General features: G+C 53.3%; 16 protein-coding genes and 1 other annotated feature. Of the genes, 6 read left to right on the top strand and 10 right to left on the bottom strand.

Going from position 1 to position 15,496, the window contains the following annotated elements; all coding sequences use genetic code 11:
* Positions 1–43 precede the first annotated feature (43 nt).
* From galE to ugd, 3 genes are all read left to right on the top strand, one after another.
* Complete coding sequence (galE, locus tag ACW9E7_RS12695) at positions 44–1,057, top strand: UDP-glucose 4-epimerase GalE (protein ID WP_458727862.1); 1,014 nt, start codon at positions 44–46, stop codon at positions 1,055–1,057.
* Positions 1,058–1,185: 128 nt separating this feature from the next.
* Positions 1,186–2,592 carry an NADP-dependent phosphogluconate dehydrogenase gene (gene gndA, locus ACW9E7_RS12690; protein WP_028013772.1) on the top strand — a complete coding sequence of 469 codons (1,407 nt, stop codon included), beginning with the start codon at positions 1,186–1,188 and terminating at the stop codon, positions 2,590–2,592.
* Between the two features lie 226 nt (positions 2,593–2,818).
* A complete protein-coding gene (ugd, locus tag ACW9E7_RS12685; protein WP_458727861.1) occupies positions 2,819–3,985 on the top strand; it encodes a UDP-glucose 6-dehydrogenase in 1,167 nt (388 codons plus the stop codon).
* A 48-nt stretch (positions 3,986–4,033) separates the two neighbouring features.
* Here ugd and ACW9E7_RS12680 read toward each other — a convergent pair whose 3' ends face one another.
* Positions 4,034–5,038, bottom strand: coding sequence for an NAD-dependent epimerase (locus ACW9E7_RS12680; protein WP_458727860.1), 1,005 nt, complete (start codon positions 5,036–5,038; stop codon positions 4,034–4,036).
* 191 nt (positions 5,039–5,229) lie between these two features.
* On the opposite strand from ACW9E7_RS12680, the gene wzzB reads away from it, so the two are divergent.
* Positions 5,230–6,210, top strand: a complete 981-nt coding sequence (gene wzzB / locus ACW9E7_RS12675; RefSeq protein WP_458727859.1) for an LPS O-antigen chain length determinant protein WzzB — start codon at positions 5,230–5,232, stop codon at positions 6,208–6,210.
* A gap of 38 nt (positions 6,211–6,248) precedes the next feature.
* On the opposite strand, the gene hisIE is transcribed toward wzzB, so the two are convergent.
* From hisIE to hisL, 9 genes are all read right to left on the bottom strand, one after another.
* Positions 6,249–6,860, bottom strand: a complete 612-nt coding sequence (gene hisIE, locus ACW9E7_RS12670; RefSeq protein WP_115875777.1) for a bifunctional phosphoribosyl-AMP cyclohydrolase/phosphoribosyl-ATP diphosphatase HisIE — start codon at positions 6,858–6,860, stop codon at positions 6,249–6,251.
* Positions 6,854–7,630 (bottom strand): imidazole glycerol phosphate synthase subunit HisF, encoded by a 777-nt coding sequence (gene hisF, locus ACW9E7_RS12665; protein WP_111966136.1) that lies wholly within the window; start codon positions 7,628–7,630, stop codon positions 6,854–6,856. Before hisF ends, hisIE begins: the two co-directional genes overlap by 7 nt.
* Complete coding sequence (gene hisA, locus ACW9E7_RS12660; protein WP_458727858.1) at positions 7,612–8,349, bottom strand: 1-(5-phosphoribosyl)-5-[(5-phosphoribosylamino)methylideneamino]imidazole-4-carboxamide isomerase; 738 nt, start codon at positions 8,347–8,349, stop codon at positions 7,612–7,614. The genes hisF and hisA overlap by 19 nt, the downstream gene beginning before the upstream one ends.
* Positions 8,349–8,939, bottom strand: coding sequence for an imidazole glycerol phosphate synthase subunit HisH (gene hisH, locus ACW9E7_RS12655; protein WP_127731590.1), 591 nt, complete (start codon positions 8,937–8,939; stop codon positions 8,349–8,351). Before hisH ends, hisA begins: the two co-directional genes overlap by 1 nt.
* The gene (gene hisB, locus ACW9E7_RS12650; RefSeq protein ID WP_127731588.1) at positions 8,939–10,006 is read right to left on the bottom strand and encodes a bifunctional histidinol-phosphatase/imidazoleglycerol-phosphate dehydratase HisB; all 1,068 of its coding nucleotides are present in this window, start codon (positions 10,004–10,006) and stop codon (positions 8,939–8,941) included. Before hisB ends, hisH begins: the two co-directional genes overlap by 1 nt.
* Positions 10,003–11,064, bottom strand: coding sequence for a histidinol-phosphate transaminase (gene hisC / locus ACW9E7_RS12645; RefSeq protein WP_458727857.1), 1,062 nt, complete (start codon positions 11,062–11,064; stop codon positions 10,003–10,005). The genes hisB and hisC overlap by 4 nt, the downstream gene beginning before the upstream one ends.
* Positions 11,061–12,365 carry a histidinol dehydrogenase gene (gene hisD / locus ACW9E7_RS12640; RefSeq protein WP_274240322.1) on the bottom strand — a complete coding sequence of 435 codons (1,305 nt, stop codon included), beginning with the start codon at positions 12,363–12,365 and terminating at the stop codon, positions 11,061–11,063. Before hisD ends, hisC begins: the two co-directional genes overlap by 4 nt.
* Before the next feature lie 5 nt (positions 12,366–12,370).
* Complete coding sequence (gene hisG / locus ACW9E7_RS12635) at positions 12,371–13,270, bottom strand: ATP phosphoribosyltransferase (protein ID WP_348942907.1); 900 nt, start codon at positions 13,268–13,270, stop codon at positions 12,371–12,373.
* A gap of 45 nt (positions 13,271–13,315) precedes the next feature.
* Positions 13,316–13,439: a sequence feature (His leader region), on the bottom strand.
* The gene (gene hisL / locus ACW9E7_RS12630; protein ID WP_001364200.1) at positions 13,415–13,465 is read right to left on the bottom strand and encodes a his operon leader peptide; all 51 of its coding nucleotides are present in this window, start codon (positions 13,463–13,465) and stop codon (positions 13,415–13,417) included. Its footprint overlaps the feature before it by 25 nt.
* Before the next feature lie 175 nt (positions 13,466–13,640).
* Here hisL and ACW9E7_RS12625 point away from each other — a divergent pair, with 175 nt between their 5' ends.
* Together ACW9E7_RS12625 and ACW9E7_RS12620 are read left to right on the top strand one after the other, a co-directional pair.
* Positions 13,641–14,465 (top strand): SDR family oxidoreductase, encoded by an 825-nt coding sequence (locus tag ACW9E7_RS12625; protein WP_115875772.1) that lies wholly within the window; start codon positions 13,641–13,643, stop codon positions 14,463–14,465.
* A 41-nt stretch (positions 14,466–14,506) separates the two neighbouring features.
* A complete protein-coding gene (locus tag ACW9E7_RS12620; RefSeq protein WP_115875771.1) occupies positions 14,507–15,436 on the top strand; it encodes a LysR substrate-binding domain-containing protein in 930 nt (309 codons plus the stop codon).
* Positions 15,437–15,496 lie beyond the last annotated feature (60 nt).

Below are 15,496 nucleotides of genomic sequence, written 5' to 3'. Positions count from 1 at the left end.
TTATTAGTATATTATTAACTGAAAAGTTAAGGGCGGAATACATATGTCTATACTTGTAACCGGCGGAGCTGGCTATATAGGCTCACATACTGTTTTAACCCTTCTTGAGAAGGGTGAAAAAGTTATTATTATTGATGATCTTTCTAATTCATCTTATGAAGCGTTGAACAGAATTAAGACAATAACTGGTTGTGAGCCGATTTTCTATCAAGGAAATATTCTAAACAGAGAATTACTTAGGCAGATTTTTTCTGAAAATAGGATAACAGATGTTATCCATTTTGCTGGTCTTAAATCAGTTAATGAATCAGTTTTGTACCCACTTAAATATTATGAAGTAAACATTGCAGGGAGTCTTTGTCTATTTGAAGAGATCATAAATGCCGGTGTCAAGAATTTGATCTTTAGTTCTTCTGCTACAGTATATGGTGAGCCGGAGTCAATTCCATTGACTGAAGCTTGTAAAGTGGGTGGAACAACTAATCCATATGGTACATCTAAGCTAATGGCGGAAATGATTCTCCGTGATTTATCAAAAGCTCATCCTAGCCTAAATGTGACAATTTTAAGATATTTTAATCCTGTTGGAGCACATCCATCGGGCCAAATTGGGGAAAGTCCTACCGGTGTCCCTAATAATCTTATGCCTTTTATATGTCAAGTTGCCATTGGTAAGCGTGAACACCTATCAGTGTATGGAGATGACTATCCAACAAAAGATGGTACTGGCGTGCGTGATTTTATCCATGTTATGGATCTAGCTGAGGGACATGTTGCAGCATTAAAGCATCGACCTAGCTCGTCAAATCTGAAAATTTATAATCTTGGTACAGGTAAGGGATATTCGGTTCTCGAACTCCTGGATGCATTCAAACGTGTAACTACGTTGTCCATACCTTACCAATTGACAGCTAGAAGGCCTGGAGATATTGCAGAGTGCTGGTCGGATCCTTCTAAGGCGCGGATAGAACTTGGCTGGGAAGCGAAGCGTAATTTGGATGACATGATTAGGGACTCATGGAAATGGCAACAGCAGAACCCTAACGGCTATTGCTAGTTATTGTAAGTGAATGGCATTTTACGCAACCAGTAATGGTTATCGGTTTTCATTATCTTAGGTTAACATAAGTGTAGCTTTTGCATGCGAGATAGTTCGCATTTATAGAAACCTGACAGGAGTATGTAATGTCCAAGCAACAGATCGGCGTTGTCGGTATGGCAGTGATGGGGCGCAACCTGGCGCTGAACATCGAAAGCCGTGGTTATACCGTCTCCGTTTTCAACCGCTCCCGTGATAAGACCGAAGAAGTCATTGCCGAGAACCCTGGCAAGAAACTGGTTCCTTTCTATACGGTGAAAGAGTTCGTTGAGTCTCTGGAAACGCCTCGTCGTATCCTGTTAATGGTGAAAGCTGGCGCAGGTACCGATGCAGCTATCGACTCCCTGAAGCCTTACCTCGAAAAAGGTGACATCATCATTGATGGCGGTAATACCTTCTTCCAGGACACCATTCGTCGTAATCGTGAACTTTCTGCTGAAGGCTTTAACTTCATCGGTACCGGTGTTTCCGGTGGTGAAGAGGGCGCTCTGAAAGGCCCATCCATCATGCCTGGCGGCCAGAAAGAAGCATACGAACTGGTTGCGCCTATTCTGACTAAAATCGCTGCTGTTGCAGAAGATGGCGAGCCGTGTGTGACTTATATCGGTCCTGACGGTGCCGGTCACTATGTGAAAATGGTGCATAACGGCATCGAATACGGCGACATGCAGCTGATTGCTGAAGCTTATTCCCTGCTGAAAGGCGGTCTTAACCTTTCTAACGAAGAGCTGGCTGAAACCTTTACCGAGTGGAACAAAGGCGAACTGAACAGCTACCTGATCGACATCACCAAAGATATCTTCACTAAAAAAGATGAAGAAGGTAAATACCTGGTTGATGTGATTCTGGACGAAGCAGCGAACAAAGGCACCGGTAAATGGACCAGCCAGAGCTCTCTGGATCTGGGCGAACCGCTGTCACTGATCACCGAATCCGTCTTCGCGCGTTACATCTCTTCCCTGAAAGAGCAGCGCGTTGCGGCATCTAAAGTGCTGTCTGGCCCTCAGGCTAAACCAGCGGGTGATAAAGCCGAATTCGTTGAAAAAGTGCGTCGTGCACTGTACCTGGGTAAAATCGTCTCTTACGCGCAGGGCTTCTCTCAGCTGCGTGCGGCATCAGACGAGAACAACTGGGATCTGAATTACGGTGAGATCGCGAAGATCTTCCGCGCGGGCTGCATCATTCGTGCGCAGTTCCTGCAGAAAATCACCGATGCCTATGCTGAAAACGCCGGTATCGCCAACCTGCTGCTGGCACCGTACTTCAAGAAAATTGCTGACGAATATCAGCAGGCGCTGCGTGATGTGGTTGCCTACGCTGTCCAGAACGGTATCCCGGTTCCGACCTTCTCTGCTGCAGTAGCCTACTACGACAGCTACCGTGCGGCTGTTCTGCCAGCTAACCTGATTCAGGCACAGCGTGACTACTTCGGTGCGCATACTTACAAACGTACCGATAAAGAAGGCGTGTTCCATACCGAATGGATGGAATAAGTTAACTTACTCGCTGTCATCAAAACCCGGAGCCTGTCTCCGGGTTTTTTTATGCAAAAAATGTCGCCTGTTATTCGAAGTAGTCTGAATCTCGCCCCGCTCGTAGTGATTACTCCTGGTTTGCCTTGACAGTTCAGTTTGCCAGGAGGTACAAAGCCCAACAGTTATGTTTATCGCGATGGTCTGGTGGCCATCAGTACAGTTAACTCACAGAAGTCATTAGCGAATGAAAATAACAATCTCCGGAACAGGGTATGTCGGTCTTTCTAACGGCATTCTGATTGCCCAGAATCATGAAGTGGTTGCGCTGGATATCGTGCAGGCCAAAGTGGATATGCTCAATCAGAAAAAATCGCCGATTGTGGATAAAGAAATCCAGGACTATCTCAGCAATAAATCGCTGAATTTCCGCGCCACGACAGATAAAGAAGATGCATACCGCGATGCGGATTACGTCATCATTGCGACGCCTACTGACTACGATCCTAAAACCAACTATTTCAACACCTCAACGGTAGAAGCGGTAATCAAAGACGTTATCGCGATCAACCCTGATGCGGTGATGGTGATTAAATCGACCATCCCTGTCGGTTTTACCAAATCCATTAAAGAAAAATTCGGTATTGATAATATCTTCTTCTCGCCGGAATTCCTGCGTGAGGGGAGAGCGCTTTACGATAACCTGCATCCTTCGCGTATCGTTATTGGCGAACGTTCTGAGCGCGCTGAACGTTTTGCTGCGTTGCTACAGGAAGGGGCCCTGAAGAAAGATATTCAGGTGCTGTTTACCGACTCCACTGAAGCTGAGGCGATCAAGCTCTTCGCGAATACCTATCTGGCAATGCGAGTGGCTTATTTCAATGAACTGGACAGCTACGCAGAGAGCCTTGGACTGAATACCCGTCAGATTATTGAAGGGGTATGTCTCGACCCACGCATTGGCAACCACTATAACAACCCGTCATTTGGCTACGGTGGCTATTGTCTGCCAAAAGACACTAAGCAACTGCTGGCAAACTATCAGGCGGTGCCAAATAATCTCATTTCGGCGATTGTTGATGCGAACCGTACCCGTAAAGATTTCATCTCCGACTCCATCCTCGCGCGTCAACCCAAAGTGGTGGGCGTATATCGTCTGATCATGAAGAGTGGTTCCGATAATTTCCGCGCTTCTTCTATTCAGGGGATCATGAAGCGCATCAAAGCCAAAGGGGTTGAGGTTATCATCTATGAGCCTGCCATGCCGGACGATCAGTTCTTCAATTCTCGTGTGATCCGCGACCTGGATGCATTCAAGAAAGAAGCCGATGTTATCATTTCAAACCGCATGGCTGAAGAACTGTCTGACGTAGCGGACAAAGTCTATACCCGAGATCTCTTCGGTAGCGACTAATTCTCTTGCTCCATAAAAAACCCGGCGGATAAGCCGGGTTTTTTATTTTCAGACTTTGTAAAATTCGCGGTACCAGTTAACGAAGTTTTTCACTCCATCCTTAACCGAGGTTTGCGGTTTAAATCCGATCACCTCATAAAGAGCCTGGGTATCGGCACTGGTCTCCAGAACATCCCCTGGCTGGAGAGGAAGCATGTTTTTCTCTGCTTTTGTACCCAGTGCTTCTTCCAACGCGGTAATGTAATCCATAAGTTCGACTGGCGAGCTGTTACCAATATTGTAAACGCGATACGGCGCGGAGCTGGTCGCCGGGGAACCGGTCTCAACGGTCCAGTCTGCATCGGCCTGAGGAATAACATCCTGCAGACGAATAATGGCTTCGGCGATGTCGTCGATGTAAGTAAAATCGCGCTTCATCTTGCCGTAGTTGTAAACGTCGATGCTTTTGCCTTCAATCATCGCTTTGGTGAATTTAAACAGTGCCATATCCGGACGGCCCCATGGACCATACACGGTAAAGAAGCGCAGCCCGGTGGTCGGCAAGTTGTAAAGATGCGAATAGGTGTGCGACATCAACTCGTTGGCTTTTTTAGTCGCAGCATAGAGCGAGACCGGATGATCCACGGAGTCGTCAGTGGAGAAAGGCATCTTGCGGTTGAGACCGTATACGGAGCTCGACGAGGCATAAAGAAGATGCTGAACATTGTTATGGCGACAGCCTTCCAGCACGTTGAGATGCCCAATAAGGTTGGCATCAGCATAGGCGTGTGGGTTTTCCAGGGAGTAGCGTACGCCCGCCTGCGCGGCAAGATGAATCACACGGTCAAACTTCTCAGACGCGAAAAGCGTGGCCATACCTTCCCGGTCGGCTAATTCCAGCTTGTGAAAGGTGAAACGCTCAGATTTTAACAGTTCCAGGCGTGCCAGCTTCAGGTTGACATCGTAGTATTCATTGAGGTTGTCGATACCGACAACCTGATGACCAGCCTCAAGGAGGCGTTTACTGACATTCGCACCGATAAAACCTGCGGCACCCGTGACCAAAAATTTCATAGCTTCCCTCATAAACCCTATTCTTTAGATGCCGTAACGCATCACATGGCGTCTATGATAGCGCGAAGGGGGTTAGTTACATAACCCATCTTTCCGATATTACTCATCGGATTCTTATAGAAAAATCGCCAGTAATCGATAAACTATACAAACTAATTATGTTTGCCCTTTTTTTATCAGTTAGGGATTGTATGACGCAAAACAACAATAGCCAGGTCAGCAGAAGCAATGACCCTGAGCAAATTGATTTACTTGATTTAGTGTTCCAGCTGTGGCGTGGGAAGTGGGTGATAGCAGCCTTTGTTGTTGTTTGTATCGCCCTGGCAATTGGATATTTATCCGTTGCAAAAGAAAAGTGGACCTCTAGCGCAATTATTGCACAACCTGACGCAGCTCAGATTGCCAGCTATTCTAATGCGTTGAATATCCTGTATGGTACCGCCGCACCTACAATGAATGACAACCAAACGCGTGCTATCGGCCGTTTTAGCTCATCATTCTCGGCGTTGTCGCAGGCGCTTGAAAACCAGGCTGTACCTGAAAAACTGACAATTGAGCCCAAGGTTAAAGACCAGCCATTCCCGTTAATTGTATCGTATACCAGTTCATCGGCAGAAGCCGCGCAAAAGCAGCTGGCGCAGTACATTCAGCAGGTTGATGAGCAAACGGCAAAAGAACTCGCCGCTGACCTTACTGACAACATCAAAGCGCAGATAAAAACCCTGAATGATTCTCTGAAAAACCAGGAGAAGGTCGCTCAGGAGCAGAAGGATCTGCGTATCAAACAGATTGCTGAGGCGTTGAAGAACGCAGAAGCGGCGAAAATTACCTCGCCTCAGCTTCAGCAAACCCAGGAAGTGACTCAGGAAACGATGTTCCTGCTGGGAAGTGAGGGGCTGAAATCAATGATTGACAACGAAGCTTCTCTCCCGTTGGTCTTCCCAAGAGCCTATTATCAGACCAGGCGAAATCTGCTGGACATCCAGAATCTGAACGTAAACCCGGACACAATCCACGTTTACCGTTATGTCATGAAGCCGGAACTCCCTGTACGTCGTGACAGCCCGAAAAAAGCGATAGTTCTAATTCTGGCTGTGCTGCTGGGCGGAATGATTGGTTCTGGCGTGGTGCTTGGCCGCAACGCATTGCGCAACTACAAACCAAAAGCCTGATTTGCAGGTAAAAAAACCGGGGATATTCCCCGGTTTTTTTATTTGTGCCGTTTGCGAAGATTTTCAATCACCGCCGTCAAATCCAGCTCCTGGTCTTGCAGCAGCACCAGCAGGTGATACATCAGGTCCGACGCTTCATTCGTCAGCTCCTCGCGGTCATGCACCGTCGCGGCCAGCGCGGTTTCAACGCCTTCTTCACCTACCTTCTGCGCAATACGCTTGGTTCCGCTGGCGTACAGCTTTGCGGTATACGAACTTTCAGGGTCAGCCGTTTTACGCTCTGCCAGCAGCTTTTCCAGTTGATACAGGAACAACCACTGGTGGCTCGCCTCGCCGAAGCAGCTGCTTGTGCCCTTATGGCAGGTTGGGCCGATTGGGTTTGCCAGCACCAGCAGGGTGTCGTTATCGCAGTCTGGCGTAATGCTCACTGCATTCAGGAAATGACCCGAGGTCTCGCCTTTGGTCCACAGGCGCTGTTTAGTGCGGGAGTAGAAGGTCACTTTGCCGCTGGCGAGCGTTTTCGCCAGCGCGTCCTGGTTCATATACCCCAGCATCAGCACTTCGCCTGAGACGGCATGCTGGACAACCACCGGCAGTAATCCGTCCGTTTTTTCCCAGTCCAGCTGCGCCTGTTGTTGCTCTGTTAACATACCCTGATCTCCACGCCCTGGTCGGCCAGGTACGTTTTTAACTCACCAATATTAATAATCTGCTTGTGGAACACGGAAGCGGCCAGCGCGCCGTCCACGTTCGCATCGCGGAAGGCTTCCAGGAAATGTTCCATGGTGCCCGCGCCGCCTGAGGCAATCAGCGGAACGTGGCAGACCTCACGAACTTTTTTCAGCTGTTCGAGGTCATACCCGTTACGCACGCCATCCTGATTCATCATGTTGAGGACAATCTCGCCAGCGCCACGCTTCTGCACTTCCTGCACCCAGTCGAGCGTTTCCCACTGCGTCACGCGCGTGCGGCTTTCATCCCCCGTGTACTGATTGACGTGATACTTGCCCGTTGCGGCGTCATACCAGGTGTCGATCCCGACCACAATACACTGCACGCCAAAACGATCGGCGAGGCGGGTAATGAGCTCCGGGTCGGCCAGGGCAGGGGAGTTGATGGAAATCTTGTCGGCGCCAAACGAGAGAATTTTGGCGGCGTCGTCAGCGGACTTAATTCCGCCCGCCACGCAGAACGGAATGTCGATCACTTCCGCCACGCGTTCCACCCAGCTTTTGTCGACCACGCGGCCATCGCTGGACGCGGTAATATCGTAGAACACCAGCTCGTCTGCGCCTTCATCAGCATAGCGTTTTGCCAGCGGAACGATGTCGCCAATGATCTCGTGGTTGCGGAACTGCACGCCTTTCACGACCTGGCCGTCACGTACGTCCAGGCAAGGGATTATCCGTTTTGCCAGCATTGAATCGCCTCCGTCACCGTAAATTTACCTTCCAGCAGGGCCCGGCCCACAATCACGCCCTGTACCCCCGTTCCGCGCAGCGCGGCGATATCGGCTAAGTCACCGATGCCGCCAGATGACTGGAATGCCACCTGCGGATAACGGGCGCAAACTTCTTCATATAAAGAAACGTTGGAACCCGCCAGCGTGCCGTCGCGCGAGATGTCCGTGCACAGCACGTGTTTCAGGCCCACAGGGAGATACGTCTCGACCAGCTCTTCCAGCGTAACGCCGGAGTTTTCCTGCCAGCCGCTGACGGCCACCTGCTTGTTGCCCTGTTCGTCAATACGCACGTCCAGCGCCAGTACAAGGGCGTCGGCGCCAAAGCGGCGGAACCAGCCCTTCACCGTCTCAGGATCTTTCACGGCGGTTGAACCTACCACCACGCGGGCCACGCCAGCGTCCAGCAGCGCCGCGACGTCATCTTCCGTACGCACGCCGCCGCCAACCTGTACCGGCACATCAACACCCGCAATAAGTTGTTTAAGCAGCGGGATCTGGCGTTTCGCCGGGTCTTTCGCGCCAGTCAAATCCACAAGATGCAGTACCTGCGCACCCTGGGCGGCATAATCCTGCAGACGCGGCAGCGGATCGTTTCCGTAGTCTCGCTGCTGCCCGTAATCACCCTGATGCAGACGGACAACCGTACCGTCAATTAAATCTAACGCGGGAATAATCATCACATCTCCAGGAAGTTTTTCAGCAGCTGCGCGCCCGCGGCGCCAGAGCGCTCCGGGTGAAACTGCACGCCGAAGAAATTGTCTTTCTGTACGGCTGCCGTAAACGCCTCGCCGTAAGTGCACTGGGCGATCGTATTCACGTTCACTGGCATGGCGTAGCTGTGCACGAAGTAAAAATACGCGCCGTCTTCGATGCCGCGAAACAGCCTGTCGCCCGCTTTGGCGTACACGCGGTTCCAGCCCATATGCGGCAGAGGCAGACCGTGATCAGTCATTTTCGGCACGTCTTCGTCAATAATGCCCAGCAGGTCAACGCCGTTATTCTCTTCGCTGCGGCGGCCCAGGATCTGCATGCCCAGGCATATGCCCAGCACCGGCTGGGTACAGGCCTTGATCAGATCGATCAGATCGCGTTCGCGAATCTGATCCATTGCAGCCTGCGCGGTACCTACGCCCGGTAAAAAGAGTTTGTCGGCGCGCAGCACCACGTCCGGGTCACGGCTCACCACCGGCTCGTAGCCGTGGCGCGCAATGGCCGATTTTACGGAGTTAAGGTTGGCGCATCCGGTATCCAGAATCACCACATTCATTACAGCACTCCTTTCGATGAAGGCAGGGCGTCACCTTCCACGCGAATTGCCTGGCGCAGGGTACGACCAAAGGCTTTGAAGAGACTCTCCACGCGGTGGTGGTCGTTCTTACCTTTGGTCTTCAGGTGCAGCGTCAGGCCCATGGTATAAGACAATGAACGGAAGAAGTGCTCCACCATTTCAGTGCTCAGATCGCCCACGCGCTGGTAATTGAAGTCTGCTTTATATTCCAGGTGCGGGCGACCGGAGATGTCCATGGCGCAGCGCGCCAGACACTCGTCCATCGGCAGAACAAAGCCAAAACGGTTAATGCCGCGTTTATCACCGAGCGCAAGCTTCAGTGCTTCACCCAGCGCCAGGCCGGTATCTTCCACGGTGTGGTGATCGTCAATGTAGAGATCGCCTTTTACCGTAATTTCCATGCGGAAACCGCCGTGGGTGGCAATCTGGTCGAGCATGTGGTCGAAGAAACCCACTCCAGTGTGGATCTTGCTGCCGCCTTCGCGGTCCAGCCAGACCTTCACATCAATCTGCGTCTCTTTAGTGTTACGTTCAACGTGCGAGTAGCGGTCGCGTTTTGTCAACTGCTCGCCAATCATCGTCCAGTTCAGGTTGTTGCGGTCGTATCGCAGTCCCGCGATGCCCATGTTTTCCGCCAGCGTAATATCGGTGATGCGATCGCCGATGACATAGCTGTTGGTTTTATCCAGCGCATCTTCAGCCAGGTAGCGCTCAACCAGCTTCACCTTTGGCTTACGGCAGTCGCACTCGTCGGCCGGCATGTGCGGGCAAATCAGCACCTCATCAAATACCACGCCCTGAGAGGTCAGCACCTGCATCATTAAATTATGCGGGCCGTCAAAGTCTGCCTGCGGGAAGCTGTCGGTACCCAGACCATCCTGATTGGTGATCATCACCAGCCTGTATCCGGCTTTTTGCAGCTTGAGCAGCACCGGGATCACGTCCGGTTCAAAGGCCAGCTTGTCGAATCGATCGACCTGAAAATCGGCTGGTGGCTCCGAAATAAGGGTGCCGTCACGATCGATAAAAAGGATCTTCTGGGTCATACTTTCTCCGCTTTCAGGGCGTCAATTACGCGCTGGCTCTCTGCGCGGGTGCCGACGGTAATGCGCAGGCATCCGCTCAGGGAAGGTTGTTTATTCTGGTCTCGTAAGATAATGCCCTGATCCCATAAAGATTTAAATACGGCACTCGATGCGGTGAAGCGTACCAGGATGTAGTTGGTTTCCGAGTCGAACACCTGCTCCACGCACGGGATATCCTTCAGGGCAGTCACCAGATACTGACGTTCCTCCAGGATTTGCGCCACGCGCTCGCGCATCGCGTTGATCCCCTGAGGCGTCAGCGCCTGTGCCGCAATATCGGCTACCGGCGTCGAGAGGGGGTACGGAGCGATCACCTTCAGCAGCAGGTCGATGACCTCTTTATTCGCCAGCGTAAAGCCGCAGCGCAGGCCCGCAAGGGCGAAAGCCTTCGACAGCGTACGCAGCACCACCAGGTGCGGATACTCTTCCAGCCAGCCAGCCAGCGTCGCCTGCGGGCAGAACTCGATGTAGGCTTCGTCGGCCACCACCAGGGCTTTTCCGCGCGTCATCTCCAGCAGGGTGCGGATATCCTGCGGGTTAATAATCTGCCCGGTCGGGTTGTTCGGGCTACAGACAAAGACGACTTTTACGCCGTCAAGATTGTCGGCAATGCCCTGCAGATCCAGCTGCCAGTTCTCCAGGGAGAGCACGTTGCGGCACGCCACCCCAAAGGTTTCCGCGCTGACGCTGTACATGCCGTAGGTCGGCTGGCAGTACATGACGGCGTCTTTGCCCGGCTCGCAGAACGCGCGGATCAGCAGCTCAATGCCCTCATCCGCGCCGCGGCTGACCAGCACCAGCTCTGGCTTCACGCCCGCGTACTGCGCGTAGTTTTCGATAACAGCTTTCGGCTGACACTCCGGATAGCGGTTCAGCGTTTGCTGCGACAGCTCAAACTGCACCGCAGTCGGGAATTCGTTAGCATTCAGCCAGACATCCCCTTTGCCGCCCAGACGACGCGCAGACTGGTAAGGCGTCAGGCGACGGACATTTTCGCGGGCTAATTCTTCAATGTTCATGCTTGCTCCTTCAGGGCTGCAACGCGCAGCGTAACGGCATTTTTGTGGGCGGTCAGGCGCTCGGCGGCAGCCAGGGTTTCAATGGTCGAGGCCAGTGAGGCAAACCCTTCGCGGGAGAGTTCCTGCACGGTCATTCGCTTCTGGAAATCCGCCAGGCCGAGGCTGGAACAGGTTGAGGTGTAGCCGTACGTTGGCAGCACGTGGTTGGTGCCGGAGGCGTAATCGCCCGCTGACTCCGGTGACCAGTCGCCGAGGAACACCGAGCCCGCGCTGGTAATGCTGTCGACCAGATCGCGCGCGTTGCGGGTCTGAATAATCAGGTGCTCCGGGCCGTACTGGTTAGAAATGGCAATGCACTGCTCAAGATCGCGCGCCACAATCAGGCGGCTGGCCGCTAACGCCTGGCGTGCCGTTTCGGCGCGAGGCAGGTCGGCAAGCTGACGCTCAACGGCTTCGCCCACGCGTTTTGCCATATTGGCGTCCGGCGTCAGCAGGATGACCTGCGAGTCCGGGCCGTGTTCCGCCTGTGAAAGCAGGTCGGATGCCACGAAATCCGGCGTTGCGCCGCTGTCGGCAATCACCAGCACCTCAGACGGGCCGGCAGGCATATCGATGGCCGCGCCGTCCAGACGCTGGCTGACCTGGCGCTTGGCTTCGGTCACATACGCATTGCCCGGACCAAAGATTTTGTCGACCTTCGGAATGGATTCCGTGCCGAACGCCAGGGCCGAAATCGCCTGCGCGCCACCCACTTTATAGACCGCCTGCACGCCGCACAGCTTCGCCGCGTAGAGGATCTCGTCGGCAATCGGTGGCGGCGAGCACAGCACCACTTTCTGACAGCCGGCAATCCGCGCGGGAGTCGCCAGCATCAGTACGGTGGAGAAAAGCGGCGCAGAGCCGCCGGGAATATAGAGGCCGACGGACGCAACCGGGCGCGTTACCTGCTGGCAACGCACGCCGGGCAGGGTTTCGACATCTACGGTCTGCAGCTTTTGCGCGGTGTGGAATGTATCAATGTTTTTCACCGCAACAGCCATTGCCTGCTTGATGTCGTCACCCAGACGATTGCTGGCATCAATGATTTCCTGCTCGGTAACCTGTAATGCGCCGACTTCCGTCTTATCAAACTTCGCGCTGTATTCACGCAGCGCGTCATCGCCACGGGCTTTGACGTTATCCAGGATCTCTGCCACGGTGCGCGAGATGCTTTCAGAGGCGGAAATCGCCGGGCGCATCAGCAGCTCGCGCTGCCGTGCGTCGCTACAGGTATTCCAGTCGATGATTGTGTTAAAGCTCATGGCCATTACTCCATCATCTTCTCAATTGGCAGCACCAGGATGGAGCTTGCGCCCAGCGCCTTCAGTTTTTCCATGGTTTCCCAGAACAGGGTTTCGCTGCTCACCATGTGCATCGCCACGCGCTGCTGATCGCCCGCCAGCGGCAGGATGGTTGGGCGCTCGGCGCCCGGCAGCAGGGCAATCACTTCATCCAGACGCTCGGTTGGGGCGTGCATCATGATGTACTTGGACTCACGCGCCTGAATGACGCCCTGAATACGGGTCAGCAGCTTGTCAATCAGCTGCTGCTTGGCATCCGCCATCTCGCCGTCGCGCTGAATCAGGCACGCTTTGGAGCGGTAGATCACTTCCACTTCGCGCAGGCCGTTCGCTTCCAGCGTCGCGCCGGTAGAGACCAGGTCACAGATGGCGTCCGCCAGGCCCGCACGCGGCGCCACTTCAACAGAGCCGTTCAGCAGGCAGGATTTAAACTGCACGCCTTTCTGATCCAGATAACGCTTTAACAGGTGAGGGTAGGAGGTGGCAATACGTTTGCCGTTCAGCGCGGCCGGGCCGTCCCAGGCTTCATCAACCGGCGTTGCCAGCGACAGGCGGCAGCCGCCGAAGTCCAGACGACGCAGGGTGAAGTAACGCGGATCTTCGCCCTGCGCGCGGCGGGTCAGCAGCTCTTCTTCCAGCACGTTTTCCCCGATGATGCCGAGGTCAACGACGCCATCCATGATCAGGCCGGGAATATCGTCATCACGCACGCGCAGAATGTCGATGGGCATGTTTTCAGCCAGAGCAATCAGGCGCTGGGTGTGCAGGTTAATTTTAATCCCGCAGCGGGCCAGCAGTTCGCGTGAATCGTCACTCAAACGGCCTGATTTTTGAATAGCTATGCGTAAACGTGAGTTATCTAACATTCTTTATTCCTCGTTAACCTGTTTTAACCTGTCTGAATTCGGTCCAAAAAAAAGCCCCCGGAAGAAGATCTTCCGGGGGCTTTTTCATGCGTTCATGCACCACTGGAAGATCCAAACGTCTTCCAGCACACATCGCCTGAAAGACTAGTCAGGATGATGGTGATGATGGTGGTGTTTAAATTGAACGCGTGTCATATAAATTCTCGATGAATGCTTATTCATTTGATGTCTTTTAACCTAAACCAGTTGTACGACATATTGCAAGGGCTTTTTTTGATCATTAATTCATTTCATATTGATGCTATGAATTGTGTGTTCTGCCGGGCTGGCGTAGCCTTATGAAAGACGAGTGAGAGTCAGGAGAATTCGCATGAAAAAGGTCGCGATTGTCGGTTTAGGATGGCTGGGAATGCCGCTGGCGATGTCATTAGCCGCGAAAGGCTGGCAGGTGACCGGGAGCAAGACCACCCGAGATGGGGTCGAAGCGGCGCGCATGTGCGGTATTGATGGCGTTGAACTGCGTCTGGAGCCGGAGCTAGTGTGTGATGCGGACGATCTGGACACGCTGATGAACGTGGATGCGCTGGTGATTACGCTACCCGCGCGGCGCAGCGGACCGGGCGAATCATTTTATCTGCAGGCGATGCAGGAGATTGTCGACAGCGCGCTGGCGCATCACGTACCGCGCATTGTTTTCACCAGCTCGACGTCGGTCTATGGCGATGCTGAAGGTGTGGTAAAAGAGAGCTCCGAGCGCCGTCCCGTTACGGCGAGCGGTCAGGTCCTGAAAGAGCTGGAAGACTGGCTGCATAATCTTCCCGGCACGCAGGTTGATATCGTGCGTCTGGCAGGATTGGTGGGGCCTGGACGCCATCCGGGACGCTTCTTTGCCGGAAAGACGGCGCCAGACGGCCAGCATGGCGTGAATCTTGTCCATCTTGAGGATGTTATTGGCGCGATTGAGTTACTCTTACAGGCTCCGAAAGGCGGACACATCTATAATATATGTGCACCGTCTCATCCGGCGCGCAGCACCTTTTACCCGCTGATGGCACGTCAGCTTGGCCTGGCTCCGCCGGTCTTTAGTGAGGCAAAGGATTACAGCAAAGGCAAAATTGTTGATGGCAATCGCATTTGTCATGAGCTGGGGTTTGAGTATCAGTATCCCGATCCGCTGGTGATGCCCATGGAATAAGACCCGCAGCGGAGACGATCGCACACCAGAAGGGGGCGAGCATGAAACCGCTGCTGGATGTTCTTATTATTCTGGATGCACTGGAAAAAGAGGGGAGCTTTGCCGCTGCGTCGGCAAAGCTCTACAAAACCCCGTCTGCGTTGAGCTATACCGTTCAAAAACTGGAAAGCGATCTCAATATTCAGATCCTCGATCGCTCCGGGCACCGCGCTCGTTTTACCCGAACCGGACAGATGCTGCTGGAAAAAGGCCGCGAAGTTCTGCATACCGTTCGCGAGCTGGAAAAACAGGCCGTTAAGCTCCATCAGGGATGGGAAAACGAGCTGGTTATTGGCGTGGATGATACCTTTCCGTTTTCTCTCCTGACGCCGCTGATTGAAGCTTTTTATCAACACCACAGCGTGACCCGTCTTATCTTTATCAACGGCGTGCTGGGTGGCTCCTGGGATGCTTTAACCCAGGGCAGAGCGGATATTTTTGTCGGTGCACTCCATGAGCCTCCCCAGCTGAGCGATTTTGGTTTTGCCCGGCTGGGCGTGCTGGAGCAGGTATTTGCCGTGGCGCCCCATCATCCCCTGGCTCAGGAGCCTGAGCCGCTTAACCGCCGCGTGATTAAAGGCTACCGCGCGATTGTGGTGGGGGACAGCTCTCGTCCGGAATGTTCGGCCTCCTCACAGCTGCTTGATGAGCAGGAGGCCATCACCGTTTTCGACTTTAAAACCAAGCTGGAGCTGCAAATAAGCGGCCTGGGCTGCGGCTATTTGCCCCGCTATCTGGCGCAGCGGTTTATTGACAGCGGTGCGCTTGTTGAAAAACAGGTACTTGCTCAAAACAGCCATGAGTCGGTGTGGGTGGGCTGGAATGAACAGACCGCCGGGCTGGCCAGTGCCTGGTGGCGCGACGAAATTTTAGCAAATAGTGCTATCGCCGCTGTTTATGCTCAGGGCAGCGTCGAAAAATCAGCCAGTTAGCAAAAAGAAAATTACCCGCTGCGTTGCAAAGTATTGCCTTTTGTATCCGATGTGGGGCAA

It is taken from the genome of Enterobacter sp. H2G27, assembly GCF_054403075.1.
This window is presented reverse-complemented; position numbering and strand designations above follow the sequence as displayed.

Bases quoted from the DNA above. Each gene is read 5' to 3' on its own strand.
- hisH (WP_127731590.1), bottom strand. From the start codon at position 8,939: ATGAATGTGGTGATTCTGGATACCGGATGCGCCAACCTTAACTCCGTA.
- hisB (WP_127731588.1), bottom strand. From the start codon at position 10,006: ATGACCCAGAAGATCCTTTTTATCGATCGTGACGGCACCCTTATTTCG.
- ACW9E7_RS12620 (WP_115875771.1), top strand. From the start codon at position 14,507: ATGAAACCGCTGCTGGATGTTCTTATTATTCTGGATGCACTGGAAAAA.
- ACW9E7_RS12625 (WP_115875772.1), top strand. From the start codon at position 13,641: ATGAAAAAGGTCGCGATTGTCGGTTTAGGATGGCTGGGAATGCCGCTG.
- wzzB (WP_458727859.1), top strand. From the start codon at position 5,230: ATGACGCAAAACAACAATAGCCAGGTCAGCAGAAGCAATGACCCTGAG.
- hisF (WP_111966136.1), bottom strand. From the start codon at position 7,630: ATGCTGGCAAAACGGATAATCCCTTGCCTGGACGTACGTGACGGCCAG.
- gndA (WP_028013772.1), top strand. From the start codon at position 1,186: ATGTCCAAGCAACAGATCGGCGTTGTCGGTATGGCAGTGATGGGGCGC.
- galE (WP_458727862.1), top strand. From the start codon at position 44: ATGTCTATACTTGTAACCGGCGGAGCTGGCTATATAGGCTCACATACT.
- hisD (WP_274240322.1), bottom strand. From the start codon at position 12,365: ATGAGCTTTAACACAATCATCGACTGGAATACCTGTAGCGACGCACGG.
- hisC (WP_458727857.1), bottom strand. From the start codon at position 11,064: ATGAACATTGAAGAATTAGCCCGCGAAAATGTCCGTCGCCTGACGCCT.
- ugd (WP_458727861.1), top strand. From the start codon at position 2,819: ATGAAAATAACAATCTCCGGAACAGGGTATGTCGGTCTTTCTAACGGC.
- hisIE (WP_115875777.1), bottom strand. From the start codon at position 6,860: ATGTTAACAGAGCAACAACAGGCGCAGCTGGACTGGGAAAAAACGGAC.
- hisA (WP_458727858.1), bottom strand. From the start codon at position 8,349: ATGATTATTCCCGCGTTAGATTTAATTGACGGTACGGTTGTCCGTCTG.
- hisG (WP_348942907.1), bottom strand. From the start codon at position 13,270: ATGTTAGATAACTCACGTTTACGCATAGCTATTCAAAAATCAGGCCGT.
- ACW9E7_RS12680 (WP_458727860.1), bottom strand. From the start codon at position 5,038: ATGAAATTTTTGGTCACGGGTGCCGCAGGTTTTATCGGTGCGAATGTC.